The organism is Lawsonibacter sp. OA9 (assembly GCF_022440585.1).
The window spans coordinates 1-23,633 of sequence record NZ_JAKNTI010000005.1 but is presented as its reverse complement, the minus strand read 5'-3'; the positions used below and the strand labels follow the sequence as shown (position 1 = coordinate 23,633).

The window sequence follows — 23,633 nt, the reverse complement described above, 5'->3', positions numbered from 1 at the left end:
CTGGCAATCTTTCGGAGGAGAAAGGTGGGATTTGTTTTCCAGAACTATAATCTGGTGCCTGACTTAAATGTATATGAAAATATAACACTGCCTGTAGAACTGGATGGAAAACAGGCAGACAGTGATTATATCGGGCATATACTCAAGATCCTGAAACTGCAGGATAGAGCAGAGGCATTGCCGGGGACACTGTCAGGCGGACAGCAGCAGCGGGTGGCTATTGCAAGGGCAATCGCTTCCAAGCCATCCATTATACTGGCGGATGAGCCGACAGGAAATCTCGATACGGCTGCCAGTCATGATGTTATGGGACTTCTGAGAATAGCAGCGAAGCAGTTTCAGCAGACCATCGTACTGATTACACATGACCATGACATCGCACAGATGGCGGACCGTATAGTACGCATTGAAGATGGCAGAATTGTGGAAGGAAGTGCTGCAAATGTTAGCTAATAATAACCAGAATATTCTTGTTAAAATGTGCAGGCGCTCGCTCGTCAGGAATAAACAGAGGTTTGGAATCATCACTGCGGCGATCATGTTGTCGGCTTTTATGCTGTTCAGTGTCCTGACTGTGGGAACCACATATTTTAAAATGCAGCATCAGCAGGAGATGCGCCTGCAGGGCGGGGACTATGATGCCCTGCTGGTCAATGGATTTACGGAGGGGCAAAAAGAGATATGCGGGCGGGATGAAAATATACTGTATGCCGGCACGGAAGCCTATGCCGGATATGCGATGGAGACAGATGTGGATGATACCATGTATTCAGGCATGCTGTGGTGTGATGAAGTCCAATGGGAAAATATTCTGGCTCCCGCACGGGAATGGGTGAAAGGGGAGTACCCGGAAAAAGATCATGAACTGATGGCCACCAGGGAAGCACTTCAAAACTGCGGAAAAGGAAATCTCGGTGTTGGGGACCGTTTTATTCTGACTTATTCCGATAAAAAAGGAACACATACCAGGGAGTTTTTGATATCCGGAATATGGGAGGGATATGGTACGAAAGACGCGTTCTATGTATCGGAGTCGTTTTATAAACAGTCCGGGTATCAATTGCGTTATAACGGTGTGCTTAATCTGAAGTTCAGAGGTTCTCTTATACGGCAGAAGACGTTGTCTGATCTGGAGAAGAGTCTTTGTCTGTCAAACCGGCAGTATTTTATGCCCACCGTCACGATGGAGAAAACGGCAGGTGTTCTCGCAGGAATGGCAGGACTGGTCATTATCACATGTATAAGTGCTTATCTGCTCATCTATAATATCCTGTACTTATCGGTATCCGGCAATATCAGGTATTATGGACTCATGCAGACGGTGGGCATGACGGAAAGACAGATATACTGTCTGATACAGAAACAGATGCTCTGCGTCACCATTATCGGAACAGGCGCCGGGCTTCTGGCAGGTTTTGCCGTCTCATACCTGCTGATTCCGGCAGTGGTAAGGGCGCTCGGTATTCATAAACTGGCAGTAGAGATTTCTTTTCATCCTGCGGTTTTTCTCGGAACCATACTGTTCGTGGGAATCACAGTCTTTCTTTGCAGCCGCCGACCTGCGAAAATTGCTGCCTCGGTATCACCGGTAGAAGCCATGAGATATCGCGCGGGTTCGCCGCGCAGACTCTCCCGCAGAACAGGCAGACTGCATGTTTTGTGGAGGATGGCAGGGGAGCAGCTTCAAAAGGACTGGAAAAAGACCGGGATCGTCATGCTTTCGCTGGCGGCAAGCCTGTCTGTGTTTCTGTGCCTGGTCACACTGATTCAAAGCCAGAGTGCCAAAACAGTGATGTCAAATAACATGGATACGGATCTGATACTTCAAAATGATACACTTCAAAAGGAAAATACAGAAGACTGGATTCATATCATGGACGATGCATTTCTTAATGATCTTGAGGGAATTACAGGTATCAGGGAGATACGTCCGCTGTGGAGTGCCAGGATCATCGTGCCGTGGGAACCGGAATTCTCCGATGTCTGGATGAGAGAGTTTTATGAGGTATGGAAGGATTATCCGTATGATACAGATGTTGAAGCGTATAAAAGGAATCCTGAAAAATTTTATTCGTTCTTAAAAGGAATTGATGAGGATGGACTGAAAACTCTGAATGACGAACTGGGAGGCGATGTCGATAAAGAGGCTTTTATGCGCGGAGAAACCTGTATTCTTTACCGGGGCGGACTGTCGCTTGATATGAAACGATTAGAGGGAAAAGGTGTAGTGTATTCACCGGACGGCAGCACAGACACACAGTATCGGCTGAACATAGCGGGGCTGACAGATGACCCGTATTATGGAAGTTCGACAGGGGGTGCCCCGATCGTCATTGTAAGTGATACGTACCTGAAACAATGCGCCCAAAATCCGTACATTGCGAAAATCGATATTCAATATGAGAAAGAGTATGATGAGGATACCGAGAGGAAAGTGAAACGATTAATAGACATCAGTCCTTATGCAAGAGATTTTTCCTGGGAGTCCAGGCTGGAAGATATGAAAGAACTGGAAAGAGCGCAGGGAAATATGATGGAGATCGGCATCGGGATATCTCTGATTCTGGCATGGATTGGGCTTATGAACTATATCAACACTGTGTTGGGCAGCATTCAGAACCGCCGGACTTCGCTGGCTATTATGGAAAGTATCGGAATGACGGATAAACAGATGAGAGGCATGCTGATGCGTGAGGGACTGTTGTATGCATTCGGTTCCGTGCTGCTGACGGCTACCGTCGGACTTGGGATAACATACGGATGCTACCGTGCATTAAATTACACAGAGACCGCATTTAAAATACCTTTGGTACCCGTCATAATTGGGGTGGTCCTGATTGTGCTGGCATGCATGCTGATTCCGACCGCCGCATATCATCGTCTGGCGGGAGGCAATACGATTGCAGAGAGGATCAAAGAATTTGAATAGCATAAAAGGCAGAACATGGGAAAAGCAGTTCTGCCTTTTGGCTGCTGGCCGGCAGTTACATGCCGGTTTATATTTCACCGCGGGATTCCCGCAGTTTTAAATCACTCATGATATCAGGATAACGTTTATCCAGCTGGTACAGGAGCAGTACGATCACTGCAATCACCCAGATCAGAAGTGTTCCGTATTCGTAGATGTTCATAATCATCGTCCTTGCAGATTCCGGCTGAACGGCACCTCCTGTTTCGGAACTGACATATCCGCTTCGCATCAGCAGCGAGCTGATAACGGCGCTGGTTGCACCGACTCCCATTTTAAATCCCAGAGAGCCACCGCCAAATACAAGACTTTCCTGACGGATATGGCTTTTCCACTGGCCGAATTCAATCACATCACCCATCATTCCGAAAATAACAGCTGTGACAGGAGCCTGTCCCAGCGCTCTCAGTATTGAAGTTACAAGAGCCCATTCGTAACTGTGGGGATTCAGCAGAAATGCTGCCTGTGCTGCAACAGCGACAATACAGCCGAGCAGAGACAGGCTCCTCTTTCCAAAGCGTTTCAGCAGCACCGGGCACAGGAGAGCTCCTGCGATCAGCGTTACAGACTCAGCCATATACAGAGTACTGTACATCCAGCTGTCATTTCCGAAGATATATTTGCAGTAATACGGCAGGACAGTTCCGACTAAGGTCTGGTGGATACAGGTGATCATCCAGAGTATCAGAGTTGCCCAGAAATACTGGTTTGTCAGAAGAGCTTTGATATTTTTCCGGAACGATGCTTTTTGATGTTTTTCGGCGGTTTTGATCATAACCTCTTCCTCACAGTATTTAAAACAGATCAAAAGCAGAAAAAATGCGAGAACGCACCACATCATCATTGCTTTCATCCATGCAGACTGAGTATCTCCGAACAGTTTTACGATCGGCATTGTCAGCGTGACCGCGATAAGCCTTCCAAGCGGTGCCATCGTCATACGGATGATAGATAGTAAGTCCCGCTCATGTGACGAACGTGTCATCAAAGCGGACAGTGTGCCGTAGGGGACGTTAATTGCCGTATAGCAAATGGTTGTACAAAGATTATAGGTGATCAGTATATACCAGAATTGCAGCGTTGTGCTCGTCTGTGGTATGATAAACATCGCCACTGCACATATTACGTAGGGGATTGCCATCCACAGAATCCAGGGCCTGGCCTTTCCCCATCTTGATTTTGTTTTGCTGACGATTACACCCATGATCAAATCGGATGTCCCGTCAAAGATACGTGATATCAGCATGACCAGACCTACGGTTGCGATCGGAATACCTGCATAGTCCGTATAAAATAACGTGAGCAGTGCACTTGTCATTCCAAAGACGATGTTGCATGCGGTGTCTCCGCAGCCATAAGCAATACGCTTTTTCCAGGACAGATCCGGTACGCCTGCTTTCTGACAGCTTCCAGCTGTTGTAATTGCTTCATTACTCATAGTTAGTTTTACCTCTCAATACCTCTCAATTGTTGTGAGTTTTGCGCAAAACTCCTATATAAAATTTTTTCATTATACTTGTTATTCGATTTTATCTGTGGCTGTTCATGAACAATGACTGGTATTATATTATCATTTTTATGAAAATCTTGTTATAGCATTCTTGTTGGATTTTTGGCGTTTTTTTTATTTTATTTCATTGCCGGTTATAAAATCTTGCAGTGATCATATGCCTGAAGATGTGTGTCACGGTTTTGTGGCACTAAATAGGGTCTTGACATAATATGGTTGCAGGCATATACTTAGTAATGCTAATTAATAGTAATGTAAAATGTTAGCAATACAAAAACAGAAAGGCAGGGAGAGTATGCTGCGATGAAAAATGATGAGTTGAGGGTGCGGCTGTTTCAGGCTTCTCATGAATTCCGCAGACTTCGCGTACAGAGAATGTTTCCGGATATTTCCAGGCAGGAGTTCATGGCGATGGAAATTATTCAGAGGGAAGAAGACAGAAACAGTGGTGGTGTAACGGTTTCCGGCCTGGCAAAGATCATGAGATTTTCTGCGCCTACGGCTTCCAGGCTGTTACGCTGTGCAGAAGGAAAAGGCCTGATAGCCAGAAGTGAAAAAGATGAGGACCGAAGGAACACTTACGTCTGTCTTACTGAGTATGGCAGAAAAAGACACTGTGAGATTCTGGAACTTCTCAGAGATTTCACAGATACAGTCATAATGAGGCTGGGAGAAGAGCGTATGGAGGCTATTCTTGCATATATTGAAGATCTTACGGATATCATGGAAGATGAGATCAGTAAACGTGAAACAGGAGGAAAAGAATGAAATATATGTTCAAATATCTGGCAGAGCATAAGCGTATGATTCTGTGCATTATTGTTCTGCTTGTCATCCAGGCATATTGTGACCTTTCGCTGCCTGCATATACATCAGATATTGTCGATGTTGGTATCCAGCAAAAAGGTATTGAGGGGGCAGTACCGGATGAGATGCGTCCGGACACACTGGAATCCCTGACGCTTTTTATGACGGATAAGGAAGAACAAGAGGTGCGGAAAGCATATGCATTAAATGCAGATGGAAATATGGAACTGACAAAGGACGGAGAAAAGGAAAGAGAGTCTTTGGACCCGGCCTTCGGAAGAGCCATGCTTATGATGTCAACGATGGAAGAATCCGGAAAGATTGACGCCGCACAACTGGGAGCTCTTGTAGACAGCGGTCAGGTGACCAGAGAGCAGCTTCAGCAGGCTGAGGCGCAGGCGATGGATAAATTCGGTGATTACAGCGAATCCCTGATCGCACAGAAAGCGGTATTGTTTATTCAGAAGGAATACCAGGAGATGGGAATCAATCTGGATGATTATCAGATGAACTATCTTTTAAGAAACGGCGGTATCATGCTTGCGCTAGCAGTACTTGCGATGGCGGCTTCTGTGGCAGCAGCCATGCTTGCATCTTATACGGCGGCAAAGGTGGGCATGACGCTCCGGAACCGGGTATTTAAAAAAGTACTGCACTTTACACATGCTGAGATGGATCAGTTCTCGACAGCATCACTGATTACCAGGAGTACGAATGATATCCAGCAGATTCAGATGGTTTCTGTCATGCTGCTGAGAATGGTCATGTATGCGCCGATCATCGGTATCGGAGGTATCATCAAGGTTGCCAATACCAGGACTGGGCTGGGATGGATCATCGCTGTTGCAGTGGTTGCCATTGTAGTCGTAGTGGGCATTCTGATGTCAGTTACAATGCCCAAATTTAAAATCATGCAGACACTGGTCGACCGTCTGAACCTGGTGTCCAGGGAGATTTTAACAGGACTTCCGGTCATTCGTGCATTCAGCAGAGAGAAATATGAGGAAAAAAGATTTGCTGCAGCAAATCAGGACCTGAAATCAACGCAGCTGTTCACCAATCGTATCATGACATTTATGATGCCTGCAATGATGCTGATTATGAACTGTATTACTGTCCTGATCGTCTGGGTAGGCGGCAAAGGCATTGACCTGGGAAATCTGCAGGTGGGTGATATGATGGCATTCATCACATACACGATGCAGATCGTCATGGCATTCCTGATGCTGACAATGATATCCATTATGCTGCCGCGTGCCGGTGTGGCTGCTGCACGTATCAATGAGGTTTCTGAGACCACGATCAGTATTACGGATAAAGAAAATACGAAGGATGATTCCCGGGAAAACTGGGATGGATGTCTCTCATTTGAGCATGTTTCCTTTAAATATCCGGGAGCTGATGAAAATGCTCTGGAGGATTTGAATTTTACGGCGGAACCGGGAAAGACGACTGCGATCATCGGAAGTACAGGGTGTGGGAAGACAACACTGTTGAATCTGATCCCGCGGTTTTACGATGTAACGGACGGGCGCATAACAATGGACGGTGTGGACATCAGAGACCTGTCCATGCATAAACTGAGGGAGCTTCTCGGCATGGTACCCCAGAAAGGGGTACTGTTTTCAGGAACCATTGAATCCAACATTAAATTTGCGGGTGATATGGTGAGTGATGACCTGATGAAAGAGGCAGCAGAGATTTCTCAGGCGACCGAGTTCATTGATGAAAAGCCGAAAAAGTATCAAAGCAGTATCTCACAGGGCGGAAACAATGTGTCCGGCGGACAGAAACAGAGACTCTCGATCGCCCGGGCAATCGCTAAAAGACCGAAGGTTCTGTTGTTTGATGACAGCTTTTCTGCACTGGATTACAAGACGGATGCGGTACTTAGAAGGACACTGAATGAAAGGGTGAAAGATGCTACGGTTATCATAGTGGCACAGCGCATCAGCACCATCCTTCATGCAGACCAGATTCTTGTGCTGGATGATGGAAAGATCGTCGGAAAGGGCACACATCAGGAACTAATGGAACAGTGTGAATCCTATCAGGAGATTGCAAAATCGCAGCTTTCAGAGGCTGAATTGAAAGGGGGCTGTGCATAATGAGTGAGACACAGGGAAGATCCCAGAGACCGGGGCGCATGCATGGACCGGGAGGAGGAATGGTACCCGGAGAGAAGGCTCAGGACTTTAAGGGAACCATCAGAAAACTGCTGGCATCTATGGGGCGCTATAAATTTGCACTGATTGGTGTGTTCATATTTGCAGTAGGCGGAACAGCTTTTAATATTGTAGGGCCCAAGATCCTTGGAAAGGCGACAACGGAGATCTTTAACGGACTTGTAGGAAAGATTACCGGAAACGGGGGTATCGACTTTGAGAAAATCGGAAGGATACTGCTGATATTGATCGCGCTTTATCTGATCAGTGCGCTGCTTACATTTATCCAGGGATTTATCATGACCGGTATTTCGCAGAAGCTCTGTTACAGGTTCAGAGAAGAGATTTCTCAAAAGATCAACAAAATGCCGATGAAATACTTTGAGTCCAGAACAGTCGGAGAAGTCCTCTCAAGGATTACAAATGACGTTGATACTCTGGGACAGAGCCTGAATCAGAGTGTTACCCAGCTGATTACCTCAGTTACCATGATTATCGGAATTCTGATTATGATGCTTTCCATCAGTCCACTGATGACTGTGATCGCACTTGTGATCCTGCCGGTATCGCTGGGGCTGATTGCGATTGTTGTGAAATTTTCGCAGAAATACTTTGTTGCACAGCAGAAATATCTGGGTAAGATCAACGGGCAGGTGGAGGAAGTCTACAGCGGTCATACGATTGTTCAGGCATTCAATAAAGAGGATGAGATGGAGCAGGAATTTGACGAGACAAATAATGTATTGTTTCAGTCAGCCTGGAAATCGCAGTTCCTGTCCGGTATGATGCAGCCGATCATGAACTTTGTTGGTAACCTCGGATACGTTGCAGTTGCAGTGGTCGGAGCACTTCTCACCGTTAAGAATATGATTGAAGTCGGTGATATCCAGTCTTTCATTCAGTATGTGAGAAGCTTTACACAGCCGATCACACAGGTTGCACAGGTATCCAATATGCTGCAGTCAACGGCTGCTGCAGCGGAACGGGTATTTGAATTCCTGGGTGAGGAGGAAGAAGACCAGACAGTGGAACATCCGGTACACCTCGAACATGTAGAGGGTGAGGTGGATTTCAACCATGTACAGTTTGGTTATCAGCCGGATAAAGTGATCATTCATGATTTCAGCTGTCATGTGGAACCCGGGCAGACTGTGGCAATTGTAGGTCCCACGGGCGCCGGAAAGACAACAATGGTAAAACTGCTGATGCGTTTTTACGATGTCAACAAAGGAGATATCAGGGTAGATGGCCATGATCTGCGCAGCTTTAACCGAAGCGAGCTCAGGGAGAGTTTTGGTATGGTACTGCAGGATACCTGGCTGTTCAAGGGTACAATTATGGAAAATATCCGCTATGGCCGGTTGGATGCTACGGATGATCAAGTCATAGCCGCAGCAAAGGCGGCACATGCTCATCATTTCATTCAGACTTTGCCGGGCGGATACCAGATGGAACTCAATGAAGATGCAAGTAATGTGTCACAGGGACAGAAACAGCTGCTGACGATCGCGCGGGCTATTCTGGCGGATAATCCGGTCATGATACTGGATGAGGCGACCAGCTCTGTTGATACGAGAACAGAAGCCAGAATACAGAAAGCGATGAATAATCTGATGAAAGGCCGTACCAGCTTTGTGATCGCACACCGGCTTTCTACCATTAAAGATGCAGATGTCATTCTGGTAATGAAAGACGGCGACATAATTGAGCAGGGTGATCATGAAAGTCTTTTGGAAAAGAATGGATTCTACGCCCAGCTGTATAACTCTCAGTTTGAGGTTGTAACTGCATAAAATGCAATGTGTATTATTGGGAGCTGCCGGATGGCAGCTTCCTTTTTATGCCGGCTGTTTTCTTTTTATTTGCTTTCTTAACATGGCAGGGCTATAATGGAACGTAGTTAATCCACAGGAGAAACTATTTTCAAGGGTAAATAAAAATTAAAAAAGAGGGAAAAGTATGCTTAAGATTGAAGGCCTGACCAAAATGTACGGCAGCAAAAAAGCGGTAGATCATCTGTCACTCCATATCCATCCGGGTGAGATTTACGGATTTATCGGGCATAACGGTGCCGGTAAGACAACGACTATTAAATGTTGCTGTGGAATTCTTAATTTTGAAGAGGGGGAAATCCTGATAGACGGGAAATCTATCCGGTCGCAGCCATTGGACTGTAAAAAAGCTCTGGCATATATACCGGATAACCCGGATCTCTATGAATTTATGAGCGGCATTAAATACCTGAATTTTATTGCCGATATCTACGGTGTATCAGGAAAGGACCGCGAAGAACGGATTCACCGGTATGCCCGTCAGTTTGAACTGATGGATGACCTGGCGTCCCCTGTCAACACTTATTCTCACGGAATGAAACAGAAACTAGCCATAATATCCGCGCTGATCCACGAACCAAAGCTGTTAATCATGGACGAGCCTTTTGTCGGTCTCGATCCCAAAGCGGCATTTGAGGTAAAGGAACTGATGCGGACGCTGTGCGATAACGGCGGGGCGATTTTCTTTTCCACACATGTGCTGGAGGTGGCGGAGAAACTCTGTGACCGGATAGCGATCATCAAAAATGGCACACTGATAAAGAGCGGAAAAACAGACGAAGTGATCGGGGATGAGTCGCTGGAAGATGTATTTCTGGAATTGGAGGGAGAACATGTTCAAAGCGCTGATTAAAATGAATCTCCGGCAGATGTTTTCGGCGATGTTTCAGAGATCCCGGAATAAGAAAAGCAGTGCCCTTCTGACAGTCGGCATCGTATTGCTGGCAATCTATGTTGTAGGATGCCTGTTTCTGCTGTTTGGCATGCTGTTCGGTGCTCTCTGCCTGCCGCTTACCAAAGCCGGGCTTGACTGGCTGTATTTTGCGGTCATGGGGATTGTCGGGATACTGCTGAGCTTTATCGGCAGTGTCATGATGACCAAGTCGCAGCTCTATGACGCGAAAGATAATGAACTGCTTCTCTCCATGCCTATCGCACCGGGAAATATACTGGCGGGGCGGCTGTTATCCCTGCTGCTGCTTAATTATGTCTATCAGAGTTTTGTTATGATCCCGGCGGGTGTAATATATGGGATTATGGTGGGATTTTCGGTCACACAGGAGATAAGTTTTATTGTTGTATTTCTGCTGCTTCCGTTTATCAGCCTGACTTTATCCTGCATTCTCGGATGGGTGCTTGCAGTTGTGAGCAGCAGGATACCGATGCGGCATATTGTGAGTCTGATTATTTTTGTGGCCTTTATGGGCGGTTACTTTTATGTATACAGTAAAATCACAGTCTATATGCAGTGGCTGTTAAATCACGGAGCAGATCTGGCGGAGGCGGTCAGAAAAAGCCTGTTTCCCATTTATCATCTGGGGGTGGCTGTCGGTGAGGGCAATCTGCTCAGTCTGCTTCTGTTCATGCTGTGTACGATCATTCCGGCCGTAGTGGTGGCGGTAGTTCTCACAAAAAGCTTTATCCACATTGCGACGACGAAGCACAGTCAGGCGAAAGTAAAATATAAGGAAGGGGCACTGAAAACAGGAGGTATCAGGAACGCACTCTTTAAAAAAGAGCTGTCCAGGTTCGGGACGAATTCCATGTATATGATGAATGCAGCGATTGGCTCCATTTTTACGCTGCTGCTGACAGCTGCCGCGGTTATCAAATGGAAAGATATCATGCCGTATGTTCAGAAAATTCCTGAGCAATACTATGGGGTGGCCGGAGCTATGGTACTGGCAGGCCTTTTGTCAATGAATTTCATATCGGCACCGAGTATATCGGTGGAGGGAAAAAATCTGTGGATTGCCAAGACCCTCCCGGTACCGACGATTGAGCTGCTGCTGGCGAAAGTGAAACTTCATGTAGTGGTTGGAGAAGTTCCGTCTATAGCAGCCGGTATTCTGCTGAATGTTCTGCTGCCGATGGATATCCTGTCCAGGATTATGATTTTTCTGCTGCCGTTTTGCTTTAACGTGACGATAGGTTTTTTGGGAATTGTTTTGAATCTGAGATTTCCAAAGCTGGACTGGGTGAATGAAACAGCCGCCGTTAAACAGGGGCTGAGTCCGTTTTTATCGATGATACTTGCAATGGTATTTATCGCGGCGCCTGCCGCAGGCTATATTGCACTGTTCGTAATGGGCATGTCATGTGGTTTCTTTATGGCAGTCCACTGTATGATTCTGGCAGCGGCCTCCGCCGGTATGTATTTTTATCTGAAAGAAAACGGAAGCCGCAGATTTATGGAACTATAGGAAAAATTACTCTCCCATGACCTGAAACACGATCTCCCTGTGGCGGTCTCTCGTATCACATTCAACCAGGGTTAAATTCTGCCAGGGACCGATCGTGATACGGCCTTCCACGAACGGGATCGTGATGAACGGTGAGAGAAGCGCTGATTTGATGTGGCTGGAGCCGTTGTCATCGTGCCAGGTATCGTGGTGCTTATAATGGATGACGCGTCCATCCTTATCGCGGTAAGGGGAAAATACATCCATAGCTTCCTTTAAATCTTTTGTCACCATTCCGGGTTCAAATTCAAGCGTTGTCAGGCCGGCGACACCTCCGGTTGTGAAGCCTGTGATGGTTCCTGCGCTGATATGGTGTTTTTCGCAGGCCTCACTGACTGCTGCCTGGAAATCGTTTGTGACATCGATCATACCCATATGGGCTTTGGTGTGATAATCTTTTGTTTTCGTATAAACTGCCATGTGTAGTTACCTCCTTGTGAATCCTGATTTATGATCATCGGTATTATAGCATAAAACAGAGAAAATAAAAAGAAAGCAGATGGGAAAGACATGATAAAAGAACGTATGAAACAGCTTAGAAATGAGATGAAAAGACAGGAAATTGATTACTATATCGTTCCCTCTGATGACTTTCATGGTTCGGAGTATGTTGGGGAATATTTTAAATGCCGTCAGTTTATCACGGGATTTACGGGTTCTTCAGGGACGGCAGTCATATGGAAAGACGGTGCCGGGTTGTGGACAGACGGCCGCTATTTTCTTCAGGCAGAGGAACAGCTTTCAGGGAGCGGGATTACACTTTTTAAAATGGGGGAAGCCGGTGTTCCTGCGGTTCCTGAATTTCTGGAACAGCGGATGGGGGCGGGAGAATGTGCAGGTGTGGATGGCCGGACAGTGAGCGCTTCCTGGATCAGGCGTCTGTCGGAAATGCTTGAAAAAAAAGGAGCATCGGTCAGGACGGACGTGGAGCTGATCGGAAAAATCTGGAATGACAGGCCGCCTCGTTCCTGCAGTCCTGTCTGGATGCTGCCGGAAATTCAGGGTGAGAGCTGTGAGGACAAAACCGAACTTATTCGCTGTGATATGAAAAGAGAGGGATGTGATCTTTTGATTCTGTCATCCCTTGACGAGATTGCATGGCTCTTTAACATGAGGGGGAATGACACCGCCTGCTGTCCGGTAGCGCTGGCATATGCAGTAGTCGGTATGCAGGAGATTGCTGTCTATATGCAGGAGAAAGCACTCACAAAGGAGACAAGATCAGTGCTTCAAAAGCGCGGAGTCTGCATTCATGATTATGAGCAGATCTATGAGGAACTTTCTGCAGCCGTACAGGATAAAACGGTATGGGCAGATCATGACCAGCTGAACGCAGCGCTGGCAGGCAGGCTGAAAGGAGCGGCATCTGTTTTGGAGCAGGAATCTCCCATTCTGAAAAGAAAAGCTGTCAAAAGCAGAAGCCAGCTGCAAAGGATCCGGGACGCGCATGTAAAAGACGGTGTTGCCGTTACACGCTTTCTTTGCTGGCTGAAAGATCATATTGGACATGAGAGGATTACAGAGATCAGTGCAGCCAAAAAGCTGGAAGAATTCCGGCGCGCACAGGAGGGGTATTTAATGCCCAGTTTTGAACCGATCATGGCATACAGGGAACACGGTGCGATCGTGCACTATGCTGCAGACATGGCTTCGGATATGGAACTGGCTCCCGAAGGGCTGCTTCTGATGGATACAGGAGCGCATTACAGGGAAGGCACAACAGATATTACAAGAACAGTATCGCTGGGACAGCCGGATGCACAACAGAAGATGCATTATACCATGGTGCTGAAAGGTAATCTGCGTCTCGCCGCCGCAAAGTTCCAATACGGATGCAGCGGTGAAAATCTGGATATTCTGGCAAGACAGCCGCTGTGGAATGCGGGACTTGATTATCGTCATGGGACAGGTCACGGGGTTGGTGACCTGCTGAGTGTCCACGAAGGTCCACAGGCAATCCGCTGGCGCCACATCAGGGGGAAGGAGGCGGTCGTGCTGGAAGAAGGCATGGTGATTTCGGATGAACCGGGTCTTTATCTGCATGGAAAGTACGGAATCCGTCTGGAGAATCTGATGGTGTGTGAAAAAAGAGAGAAAAATGCGTATGGACAGTTCATGGGATTTGAGGTTCTGACGATGGTGCCGTTTGACAGGGAGGCTATAGCTTTGGAGCTTCTCGATGGTACCGACAGGAAACTGTTGAATGATTATCACCGGCATGTGTACGAAACACTGGTTCCATATCTGGATAAGCGGGAAGCGGCATGGCTGAAGGAGATTACAAAAGAAATATAAAATACGATGAGGGGGAAATATGAGAAATGGAAGCGTACAGTGTATTTAAAGATCTGGCAATTATCGTTATCGCAGCGAAGGCGTGTGGAATCCTGGCAAGAAAGCTGAAGGCACCACAGGTTGTCGGAGAGATTGTGGCGGGGCTTTTAATTGGACCAAGCCTTCTGGGATGGGTGCAGCAGACCGATTTTTTGATGGTGATGGCAGAAGTCGGAGTGGTTCTGCTGATGTTTTCGGCAGGATTGGAGACGAACCTGAAAGAACTGATGAAGACAGGGCCGATCGCACTTGTGATTGCCTGCGCAGGAGTCTTTATTCCTCTCGGAGCGGGAACCATCCTTTACATGGCTATGTACGGGGCTGCTCCGTGGGGAAGCGAGGGATTTCTGAAAGCGGTATTCGTTGGGACGATTATGACAGCCACTTCCGTCAGTATTACAGTCCAGACTCTGCGGGAGATGGGCCGTCTGAAAGGGCGCGTCGGGACTACCATTCTGAGTGCGGCTATCATCGATGACGTCATTGGGATTATCGTACTGACAGTTGTGATCGGGTTTAAAGATGAAAACTCCAGGGCATCTACAACGATCATCAGTACAGCCCTGTTTTTTGTGTTTGCACTGGTGATCGGCTATGTACTTTACCGGGTGTTTAAAAAAATCGACAGTATGTATCCGCATACGCGAAGGATTCCGATCGCAGGACTGGCTCTCTGTCTCGGTCTTGCGTACATAGCAGAACGGTATTTTGGGATTGCCGATATTACAGGGGCATACGTTGCAGGAATTATTCTGTGCAACATACAGGATTCGGAATATATCGCAAGAAAGATGGATATCAATTCTTACATGCTGTTTGGCCCGATATTTTTTGCCAGTATCGGTCTGAAAACGGACATCAAGAATTTCAGCATGACGCTGCTCGTCTTTTCCATAGGATTTGTTCTGGTTGCGCTGGTTTCCAAGATCATCGGATGCGGACTTGTCGCAAAATTGTGCCGATTTTCGGGCAAAGATTCCCTGAAGATCGGCGTTGGAATGATGACAAGGGGAGAGGTGGCGCTGATCGTGGCACAGAAAGGTCTGTCAGCAGGTTTTCTCGAGTCGGAATACTTTACAGCCGTAATCCTGCTGATCATCGTGTCCTCGGTGGTGACACCGATTCTGCTTAAGGTTTTATACCACGGGGAACCGGCGGACGTGCAGGAAGTATCCTGAATCCGGATACAGGCTTTATAGAAAAACAGGAACGATTCACAACAGTGAGTCGTTCCTGTTTTTTTACAGCAATTTCCAGCGTTTGCCAAAACGCACTTTTGCTACAATGTGATGAAGATCACCGCACCCTGAGCACTGCTGAGAATAATAATAATACAGACAGTCTTTTTTCTTCAGCTTCAGGGAATACTTTTTATTCAGGCATTCCCGGCAGAGATTCGCATCGTAGATTTCTCTGTTAGTAACCATGTCAAGCTCCTTTTCCGATAAAAATGGGATTACGAACAGTTAAAATATAACATATTAGGTTTATAAAAGCAACACCTAAAGCCTTGTGTATGGAACCTTTCGTATAGGGTAAAATATCCGGTATAAGGATGGTGAGATATGCAAAACTACAAAGTGGAAATGGGGATGCGGCTGAAAGAAAAACGTAAGAACCATCATTTAACACAGGAGCAGATGGCAGACCGCCTGAACATCTCGATCAAGCATTACAGTGAAGTTGAAAGAGGAATCGCGGGACTGTCTATAGAAAATATCATTAATGTCTGCGATATTCTGGGAATCAGTATTGATTACTTACTGCAGGGAAGAGAGGCTGAGACAGAAGTGCCGGAACAAATACTGGAAATGTACCGTGCATGTCCGGAAGAAAAGCAGTATTTACTGCTTGAGATCATGGAAACTATATCAAAATTGTACGATAAATGACAATGGTGCCTGAGTGTAAAATCCCACTCCGATAAGGCGGACTGTTCATAGGTGACGCCGCTTACGGGGTGGGATGCTTTTTGATTATGATTAATCAGTCATGAACAGAATGCCAAGCGTATTTGGGCCGCAGTGGCATGAAATGGTACAACTTGCCTTTGTTACATGAATTTCGGAGAAATCCATTGTTTCCTTTATCGTATTTTTTACGGCTTCGATGCAGGAACTGTCGATGCCGGAGTGGGTGATGAAAATATGGTCAGTCCGTATATTATGGTACCGTTTCAGCTCATCCTGTGTATAGCGGGTTAGTACTTTCTGCAGGCTTCCCCGATATTTGCGGCCGACTTTCATGCTTCCGTCCGAATTGTCAACTTCGATACAGGGCTTCAGATTCAAAAGACTTGCACCGAGTGCGACTACGGAAGAACAGCGTCCTCCTGCATGCATGAAATCAAGAGTATCCAGAATAAAACTGGCGTGGCAGTGGCTGCGAAGTTCTTTGATGCGTCTGACAATTTCTGCTGCAGGAAGACCCTGGCGGATCATATCACCGGCGGCTATAACCAGAAGGGATATTCCTGTAGACAGGTTCTGGCTGTCAATTGGATAGACACCCGGAAGTTCTTCGGCGGCCAGCATACAGTTTTGATGAGCGCTTGAGAGAGCACCGCCGAGATTCAGGTGGATAATTTCGTATCCGGCATCAGTCCATGGGCGAAAATAATCAATGTATTCGCTGACATTGATAGCAGCTGTCCTGGGAAGAGTTTTGTCTTCGTAATAGGCCTGATAAATATCTTCTGTTGTGATCGTAACATTATCCTGATAGTCTGATCCTCTCAGTATAACATGAAACGGATAGTAGTGTACGTCATAGCGGTCTTTGAGTTCCTGGCCTAAATCACAGGTACTGTCTGCGCTTAAGATGATTTTTCGAGTTTCCATAATGAATTTTCTTTCCTCCTATTCTGTTTCGATTATAACATTGTAAATTCGGGTTGACAAACGAATAATCAGAGGGTAAGGTAAAATTGACTTTTATCTGGCAAAACAGATAAAGAACCCGCAGGGGGAGGCATGAATGAAGGGAGAGGCACAGTGAAAGAGAGAATTACACAGCTTCTGGAAGAAAAAAAGCTGGCAGAATTAAGGGAAGAGCTTCAGAAGATTAATCCTGCTGACCTGGCAATTCTTTTGGAGGACATGGATGAAAAAGAGCGTCTCCTCGTATACCGGCTGCTTCCGAAAGAACTGGCGGCAGATACATTTGCGTTTATGGAAAGTGATATGCAGGAAGGTCTGATCAATGGATTCACGGACCGTGAGCTCCGTGATGTTCTGGAACAGACATTTGTGGATGATGCGGTTGACATGATTGAGGAAATGCCTGCGAACGTGATCAATCGTATTCTGCGCAGCACTGACCGGGAAACGCGCGATGCGATCAATCAGATTCTGAATTATCCGAAAGACAGTGCCGGAAGCATCATGACGATCGAATACGTCAAACTTTCCCGCTATCTGACAGTCGCTGACGCCATTTCCAGAATCCGGCGTGTAGGAACGGATAAAGAGACGATATATACGTGTTATGTGACGGAATACCGAAAACTGATCGGGATGGTTACAGTTAAGGATCTGCTTCTCGCTGAAGATGATGAACTGGTAGAAGATATCATGGAAACAAATGTCATCACTGTGAACACTCATGATGATAAAGAAGATGTTGCAAAGCAGATGAGTAAATATGATTTCATGGCAATGCCAGTTGTAGATGATGAAGGGCGTCTTGTCGGTATTGTAACCTTCGACGATGCGCTTGATGTTCTGGAAGAAGAGACAACGGAAGACTTCTCGAAACTGGCAGCTATGAGCCCTAACGAAGATTCATATTTTAAGACTTCGGTTCCCGTACATGCCAAAAACCGTATCGGGTGGCTTCTGGTCCTCATGCTCTCCGCAACACTGTCCGGATCTGTCCTAAGGCATTATGAAGCGGCCTTTCAGGCAATTCCGCTGCTGGTTTCATTTATCCCCATGCTGATGGGAATTGGCGGAAACTGCGGATCTCAGACCTCGACCCTTGTGATCCGCGGACTTGCGCTGGATGAGATCCATATCGGAGATTTCTTCCGCATCATCTGGAAGGAACTCAGGATTGCGTTGATCGTCAGCGTTGTGCTTGCGATTGTCAACGGTATCAGGATTCAGCTTACGTATCATGATATGACGATTTCTCTGATCATAGCGCTGTCTATGGTGGGGATTGTCATTCTTGGAAAACTGGTGGGAGGCATGCTTCCGATCGTCGCCAAAAGTCTGAAACTGGACCCGGCGTTGATGGCGACGCCGCTGATCACGACAATTTTGGACACGTGTTCGATTTTAATATATTTTGGGATTGCCACGCACTTTCTGGCGCTGACATGATGACCGGAATCCCGGAAATGATACTGGAGGAATTATATGAACTGTCAGAAGGCACAGGCCTGCATCGACCAATATTTAAACGGGACCATATCAGACAATGATCTGGAGGAATTCGTCTACCACATCAGAAACTGCCAGGCGTGTTATGAGGATCTGGAAATTTACTATATTGTGGATATGGCTCAGAAGTATCTGGATGAAGATCAGGAGGAATCCTATAATATCAGCCAGCTGCTGGAGGAAGATATACACGATAAACTGACGAGAATGCACAAGCGCCAGCATCTGCGCACGTTTGTGTTTATCGTGGGCTGCCTGATGCTGGGACTTGCGGTTACCGGAGTCTGTATCATCATGGGATATCTGTAAGAGGAGACATAAATGGAGAAAATAGTTTTAGTTGACGGACACAGTATTATCAACCGTGCGTTTTACGGCATACCGGATCTGACAAATGCGGATGGGAAGCATACGAATGCCGTGTATGGTTTTTTGAATATTTTATTTAAGACGTTGGAAGAGGAGCAGCCGCAGTATCTGTCGGTTGCTTTTGATGTGCATGCACCGACGTTCCGGCATGAGAAGTACGAGGCGTACAAGGGAACGAGAAAACCGATGCCGCAGGAGCTTAAAGAGCAGGTCCCACTGCTGAAGGAGGTGCTGGCGGCTATGGGAGTCTGCCTGATCTCCATGGAGGGGTATGAGGCGGACGACCTGCTGGGAACTGTGGCGAAAAAAAGCGAAGCACAGGGCATGGAGGTGACCATCGTATCAGGAGACCGTGACCTGCTGCAGCTTGCGACAGAAAAGATCAAGATACGTATTCCGAAGACGAAGGGTGGCAAGACGGTCACCGAAGATTATCATGCAGCAGATGTCCTGGAGAGATACCAAGTGACACCTGCTCAGATCATTGAACTGAAAGGTCTGATGGGAGACAGCTCTGACAATATACCGGGAATTCCCGGAGTTGGCGAAAAGACGGCGACAAAGCTGATCGCAGAATATGGGAGTATCGAGAACGCCCATGAACATCTGGAGGAGGTTAAACCCAATAAAGCCCGGGAATCACTGCGGGATCATTATGACCTTGCAGTGCTGAGCAGAGAACTTGCTACCATCAACACGGAGAGTCCGGTTGCATTTGAACCTGAATCTGCCAGATTAAAAGATCTGTTTACTCCGGAGGCTTACCAGTATTTCAAAGAACTGGAGTTTAAAAATCTTCTGTCACGCTTTTCCTGTGAATCACCGGTTCCGGATGTGGAAGATTCGTTTCAAACGGCCTCTGAGCTGACGGAAGTGGAGTCGGTGTTTTCCAGATTTTCGGAATCAGCAGATATCGGTATGTATCTGCTGATCCAGGATGGGGAACTGCTGGGAGCCGCGCTGGCTGAGTCGGCGGATGCTATTTGCTTTCTGCCGGTACAGGGTTTTGTCACCGCGGATTACCTGAAAGATAAAATCGGTTCGCTGATTGACTGCAACAACGTAACTGCGATGCTGGACATTAAGCAGGCGCTTGCTGTTGCAGAACCGAAAAATAAAAACAGCGTGTTTGACATCGGGGTTGCCGCTTACCTGAATAATCCTCTGAAGTCTGCCTATACGTATGATGATATTGCGAAAGAAATTCTGGGTCTGATGTTTCCCTCGAAAGAAGATTTGCTGGGAAAGCTTTCGCTGCGGGATGCGCTGGTTCAGAGACCAGAAGCCGTGATGCGTTTTGCGTGTTATATGAGCTACACAGCATTTGCGGCTAAACAACCGCTTGAAAAGCTTCTGGAAGATAAGGGCATGCTGGGATTGTACCGGGAGATTGAACTGCCCCTTGTCTTTGTCTTGCATGATATGGAAAAAGAAGGTATCCGTGCAGCAAAAGATGAACTGAAAGTATACGGGGATCAGCTGCAGGTGCGGATATTGGAGCTGGAAGAGCTCATTTATGAAAAGGCAGGCGAGAAGTTTAATATCAACTCTCCGAAACAGTTGGGTGTGATTCTGTTTGAGAAACTGAAACTTCCGGGTGCCAAAAAGACAAAAACAGGGTATTCAACAGCCGCAGACGTACTTGATAAACTGGCACCCGATCATGAAATCGTGACAGATATTTTAGAATACCGGCAGCTGACAAAATTAAAATCCACCTACGCCGACGGGCTTGCAGGATATATTGGCGAGGACGGCAGGATTCATTCGAACTTTAATCAGACGATCACGGCTACGGGAAGGATCAGCAGCACCGAACCCAACCTGCAGAATATTCCGATACGGATGGAACTTGGAAGACTGATCCGCAAGGTTTTTATCCCGAAGGAGGACTGTGTGTTCCTGGATGCGGATTACTCTCAGATCGAGCTGCGCGTGCTGGCGCATTGCTCCGGGGATGAGACATTGATCGAGGCATACCGCGAGGCAAGGGATATTCACAGAATCACCGCTTCCCAGGTGTTCCACACTCCGTTTTCAGAAGTGACGGACCTGCAGCGAAGAAATGCAAAGGCAGTTAACTTTGGAATTGTCTATGGCATCAGTTCATTCGGACTCAGTCAGGACTTAAGCATCACCAGAAAAGAAGCCGCGGATTATATTGAAAAATATTTTGAGACATATCCAAAGATCAAACAGTATCTGGACGGTCTTGTTGCGGATGCAAAAAAGAAGGGATATGCCGAAACGCTGTTCGGCAGAAGACGGCCGATCCCGGAATTGTCGTCCAGCAATTTTATGCAGCGATCTTTTGGAGAACGTGTTGCGATGAATTCCCCGATTCAGGGAACGGCGGCAGATATTATTAAAATTGCGATGATTCGTGTCAATGAACGGCTGAAAGAACGCAATCTGCGTTCGCGCCTGATCCTGCAGGTGCACGATGAACTGTTAATCGAAGCATACCGGGAGGAGACAGATGAGGTCTCGGAAATCCTCCGTACGGAAATGCAGGGGGCTGCTGATCTTGCAGTGCCGCTGGAAGTAGATATGCACCAGGGAGAGAACTGGTATGAGGCAAAATAAACGCATGAAGATGATCGGGGTCACCGGCGGGGTCGGCTCGGGAAAAAGCGAAGTGATGAAATATATTGCCGGAAACTATGATGCGGCTGTCCTGCTTGCGGATCATGCAGGACATCTGCTGATGAAATCCGGGCAGGCATGCTATGAACCGGTCCGCCGGCTTTTTGGGGACGGGGTACTGGATGAAGACGGTGAACTCGACCGCTCCCGGATTGCGCGGATCGTGTATCAGGATCATGCGCAGCTGGAAGCGCTCAGCCGTATCATTCATCCGGCCGTCCGCAAATATATATCTGAGCAGATAGAAGCTGCAGCAGAACAGGGGAAGACGTACTTTTTTCTGGAAGCTGCTCTGCTTCTGGAAGAACATTATGATGAAATTTGTGACGAAGTGTGGTATATTTATGCCCATCAGAGTGTGCGCCGGGAAAGATTGAAAAAAAGCCGGAATTACAGCGATGCCAAGATCACTCAGATGATCGCGAATCAGCTGGATGAAGAGGAATTTAAGAAACGCTGCGATATTACAATTGATAACAGCGGAACATTTGAAAATACGGCAAGACAGATAGAAGCCAGGATGAAACAATGGAGGACACCATGAGATTATGTAGTATAGCGAGCGGAAGCAGCGGTAACTGTATTTTTGCAGGGAGTGAAAATACCAGCCTGCTTGTGGATGTCGGAATCAGCGGAAAGAGGATAGAGTTTGGGCTGAATGAAATTGACCGGACGACTTCCGATATTGACGGCATTTTGATCACGCACGAACATTCCGACCATATTAAAGGACTGGGAGTTATCGCAAGAAAGCATCGGATTCCGATCTATGCAACAGCCGGGACGATTGGTGCCATGGAACAGATGAGTACGCTTGGCAGACTGCCGGAAGGAATTTTCCATGAGATCCGTGCAGATGAACCATATCAGATCAAAGATATGATGGTCCATCCATTTTCCATTTCCCATGATGCGGCGCAGCCGGTTGGATACAGACTGGAACATGGGGAACAGACCATTGGTATTGCGACGGATATGGGTGAATATTCAGATTATATTATTTCCAATCTTCAGAATCTGGATGCGCTTCTTCTGGAAGCAAATCATGATGTAAACATGCTGCAGGTGGGGAAATACCCATATTATCTGAAGCGCAGAATCCTGGGGAACAGAGGACATCTGTCAAATGAATCTGCCGGCAAACTGCTGTGCAGCCTGCTTCACGACAACCTGAAGAAAATACTTCTGGGTCATTTGAGCAGAGAGAATAATTATGAGGCACTTGCATATGAGACTGTGTGTTCGGAAGTGACGATGGGAGATAATCCTTACAGAGCATGTGATTTTGATATTTCGGTAGCGAGCCGTGAGAGTATTTCAAAGATGGCTGAGATTTGATACATATCAAAAAATATAAAGAAAAACCGCAGCCGTTGCGGTACAGGAGGATGAGATGGAAAAAACGATTATTACTGTGGTGGGAAAAGATACTGTAGGAATCATAGCGAGGGTATGTGCGTATCTGGCTGATCATCGGATCAACATTCTGGATATTTCGCAGACGATCGTAGACGGATACTTTAATATGATGATGGTGACGGACACTTCAGCATGCGGCAAGGGCACGGGAGAACTGGCAGAAGAGATGAAAGAACTGGGAGAAGAGATCGGAGTTGTCATCCGCTGCCAGCACGAAGATATATTTAACAGAATGCACCGCATCTAAATACGAGGAGACGTTATAATGATCAATATATTTGAAGTCAATGAAACGAACAAGATGATTGAACAGGAGAATCTGGATGTCCGTACGATCACAATGGGAATCAGTCTTCTGGACTGCATCGATGATGATCTTCTGACGGTCAGCAGCCGGATTTATGATAAGATCACCGCAACGGCGAAGGAACTTGTAAAAACAGGGGAAGACATTTCTGCAGAATATGGCATTCCGATCGTCAATAAAAGAATTTCCATTACACCGATGGCGCTTGTGGGCGGCGCGGCATGCACAAGGCCGGAGGATTTGTGACCCTGGCAAAAACGCTTGACAGGGCGGCAAAGGAAGTGGGGGTCAACTTTATCGGCGGATACTCTGCGCTGGTCTCGAAGGGAATGACGAAAGCAGATGAACTTTTAATCCGTTCGATCCCGGATGCTCTGGCGTGTACAAACGTGTATGCAGTTCCGTCAACCTCGCTCTACTAAAACGGGA

The 23,633-nt window shown here is 46.9% G+C and carries 19 protein-coding genes and 1 pseudogene; 17 read left to right on the top strand and 3 right to left on the bottom strand.

Annotated features, from left to right (window positions below; translation table 11 throughout):
* Both MCG44_RS00215 and MCG44_RS00210 read left to right on the top strand, forming a co-directional pair.
* A partial coding sequence (locus MCG44_RS00215; protein ID WP_240286074.1) for an ABC transporter ATP-binding protein occupies nt 1–453 on the top strand: 453 nt, incomplete at its 5' end.
* Entirely contained in the window at nt 413–2,929 is a 2,517-nt protein-coding gene (locus tag MCG44_RS00210) for an ABC transporter permease (protein WP_240286072.1), read from the top strand. The genes MCG44_RS00215 and MCG44_RS00210, both read left to right, overlap by 41 nt.
* Before the next feature lie 67 nt (nt 2,930–2,996).
* Here MCG44_RS00210 and MCG44_RS00205 read toward each other — a convergent pair whose 3' ends face one another.
* A complete protein-coding gene (locus MCG44_RS00205; RefSeq protein WP_240286070.1) occupies nt 2,997–4,406 on the bottom strand; it encodes an MFS transporter in 1,410 nt (469 codons plus the stop codon).
* Between the two features lie 375 nt (nt 4,407–4,781).
* Between MCG44_RS00205 and MCG44_RS00200 the strand changes: the two genes are divergently transcribed.
* The 5 genes from MCG44_RS00200 to MCG44_RS00180 all read left to right on the top strand — a co-directional run bounded on the left by MCG44_RS00200 (nt 4,782) and on the right by MCG44_RS00180 (nt 11,705).
* Nucleotides 4,782–5,246, top strand: a complete 465-nt coding sequence (locus MCG44_RS00200) for a MarR family winged helix-turn-helix transcriptional regulator (RefSeq protein ID WP_240286068.1) — start codon at nt 4,782–4,784, stop codon at nt 5,244–5,246.
* Complete coding sequence (locus tag MCG44_RS00195) at nt 5,243–7,393, top strand: ABC transporter ATP-binding protein (protein WP_240286066.1); 2,151 nt, start codon at nt 5,243–5,245, stop codon at nt 7,391–7,393. Before MCG44_RS00200 ends, MCG44_RS00195 begins: the two co-directional genes overlap by 4 nt.
* Nucleotides 7,393–9,243, top strand: a complete 1,851-nt coding sequence (locus tag MCG44_RS00190) for an ABC transporter ATP-binding protein (RefSeq protein ID WP_240286064.1) — start codon at nt 7,393–7,395, stop codon at nt 9,241–9,243. Before MCG44_RS00195 ends, MCG44_RS00190 begins: the two co-directional genes overlap by 1 nt.
* Before the next feature lie 166 nt (nt 9,244–9,409).
* Complete coding sequence (locus MCG44_RS00185; RefSeq protein ID WP_240286062.1) at nt 9,410–10,135, top strand: ABC transporter ATP-binding protein; 726 nt, start codon at nt 9,410–9,412, stop codon at nt 10,133–10,135.
* Nucleotides 10,116–11,705: a putative ABC transporter permease subunit gene (locus tag MCG44_RS00180; protein ID WP_240286060.1), complete on the top strand. Its 1,590-nt coding sequence runs from the start codon at nt 10,116–10,118 to the stop codon at nt 11,703–11,705. Before MCG44_RS00185 ends, MCG44_RS00180 begins: the two co-directional genes overlap by 20 nt.
* 6 nt (nt 11,706–11,711) lie before the next feature.
* Here the strand turns inward: MCG44_RS00180 and MCG44_RS00175 are convergent, their stop codons facing one another.
* A complete protein-coding gene (locus MCG44_RS00175) occupies nt 11,712–12,164 on the bottom strand; it encodes a YjbQ family protein (protein WP_240286058.1) in 453 nt (150 codons plus the stop codon).
* 105 nt (nt 12,165–12,269) lie between these two features.
* On the opposite strand from MCG44_RS00175, the gene MCG44_RS00170 reads away from it, so the two are divergent.
* The 3 genes from MCG44_RS00170 to MCG44_RS00160 all read left to right on the top strand — a co-directional run bounded on the left by MCG44_RS00170 (nt 12,270) and on the right by MCG44_RS00160 (nt 15,970).
* Nucleotides 12,270–14,039, top strand: a complete 1,770-nt coding sequence (locus MCG44_RS00170) for an aminopeptidase P family protein (protein ID WP_240286056.1) — start codon at nt 12,270–12,272, stop codon at nt 14,037–14,039.
* 26 nt (nt 14,040–14,065) lie between these two features.
* On the top strand, nt 14,066–15,256 hold the full coding sequence (locus tag MCG44_RS00165; protein ID WP_240286054.1) for a cation:proton antiporter: 1,191 nt from the start codon (nt 14,066–14,068) through the stop codon (nt 15,254–15,256).
* Between the two features lie 387 nt (nt 15,257–15,643).
* Nucleotides 15,644–15,970, top strand: coding sequence for a helix-turn-helix domain-containing protein (locus MCG44_RS00160; RefSeq protein ID WP_240286052.1), 327 nt, complete (start codon nt 15,644–15,646; stop codon nt 15,968–15,970).
* 90 nt (nt 15,971–16,060) lie between these two features.
* Here the strand turns inward: MCG44_RS00160 and MCG44_RS00155 are convergent, their stop codons facing one another.
* On the bottom strand, nt 16,061–16,918 hold the full coding sequence (locus MCG44_RS00155) for a DegV family protein (protein WP_240286050.1): 858 nt from the start codon (nt 16,916–16,918) through the stop codon (nt 16,061–16,063).
* A gap of 153 nt (nt 16,919–17,071) precedes the next feature.
* On the opposite strand from MCG44_RS00155, the gene mgtE reads away from it, so the two are divergent.
* From mgtE to MCG44_RS00120, 7 genes and pseudogenes are all read left to right on the top strand, one after another.
* The gene (mgtE, locus tag MCG44_RS00150) at nt 17,072–18,403 is read left to right on the top strand and encodes a magnesium transporter (RefSeq protein WP_240286048.1); all 1,332 of its coding nucleotides are present in this window, start codon (nt 17,072–17,074) and stop codon (nt 18,401–18,403) included.
* 36 nt (nt 18,404–18,439) lie between these two features.
* The gene (locus MCG44_RS00145) at nt 18,440–18,772 is read left to right on the top strand and encodes a zf-HC2 domain-containing protein (protein WP_240286046.1); all 333 of its coding nucleotides are present in this window, start codon (nt 18,440–18,442) and stop codon (nt 18,770–18,772) included.
* A gap of 12 nt (nt 18,773–18,784) precedes the next feature.
* Nucleotides 18,785–21,418, top strand: a complete 2,634-nt coding sequence (gene polA, locus MCG44_RS00140) for a DNA polymerase I (RefSeq protein WP_240286044.1) — start codon at nt 18,785–18,787, stop codon at nt 21,416–21,418.
* Nucleotides 21,419–21,422: 4 nt separating this feature from the next.
* Complete coding sequence (gene coaE, locus MCG44_RS00135) at nt 21,423–22,022, top strand: dephospho-CoA kinase (RefSeq protein WP_240286042.1); 600 nt, start codon at nt 21,423–21,425, stop codon at nt 22,020–22,022.
* A complete protein-coding gene (locus MCG44_RS00130) occupies nt 22,007–22,816 on the top strand; it encodes an MBL fold metallo-hydrolase (RefSeq protein ID WP_412531117.1) in 810 nt (269 codons plus the stop codon). Before coaE ends, MCG44_RS00130 begins: the two co-directional genes overlap by 16 nt.
* Nucleotides 22,817–22,871: 55 nt before the next feature.
* Entirely contained in the window at nt 22,872–23,144 is a 273-nt protein-coding gene (locus MCG44_RS00125; protein ID WP_240286040.1) for an ACT domain-containing protein, read from the top strand.
* 18 nt (nt 23,145–23,162) lie between these two features.
* A pseudogene (locus tag MCG44_RS00120) lies at nt 23,163–23,633 on the top strand (DUF711 family protein); the annotation flags it as partial.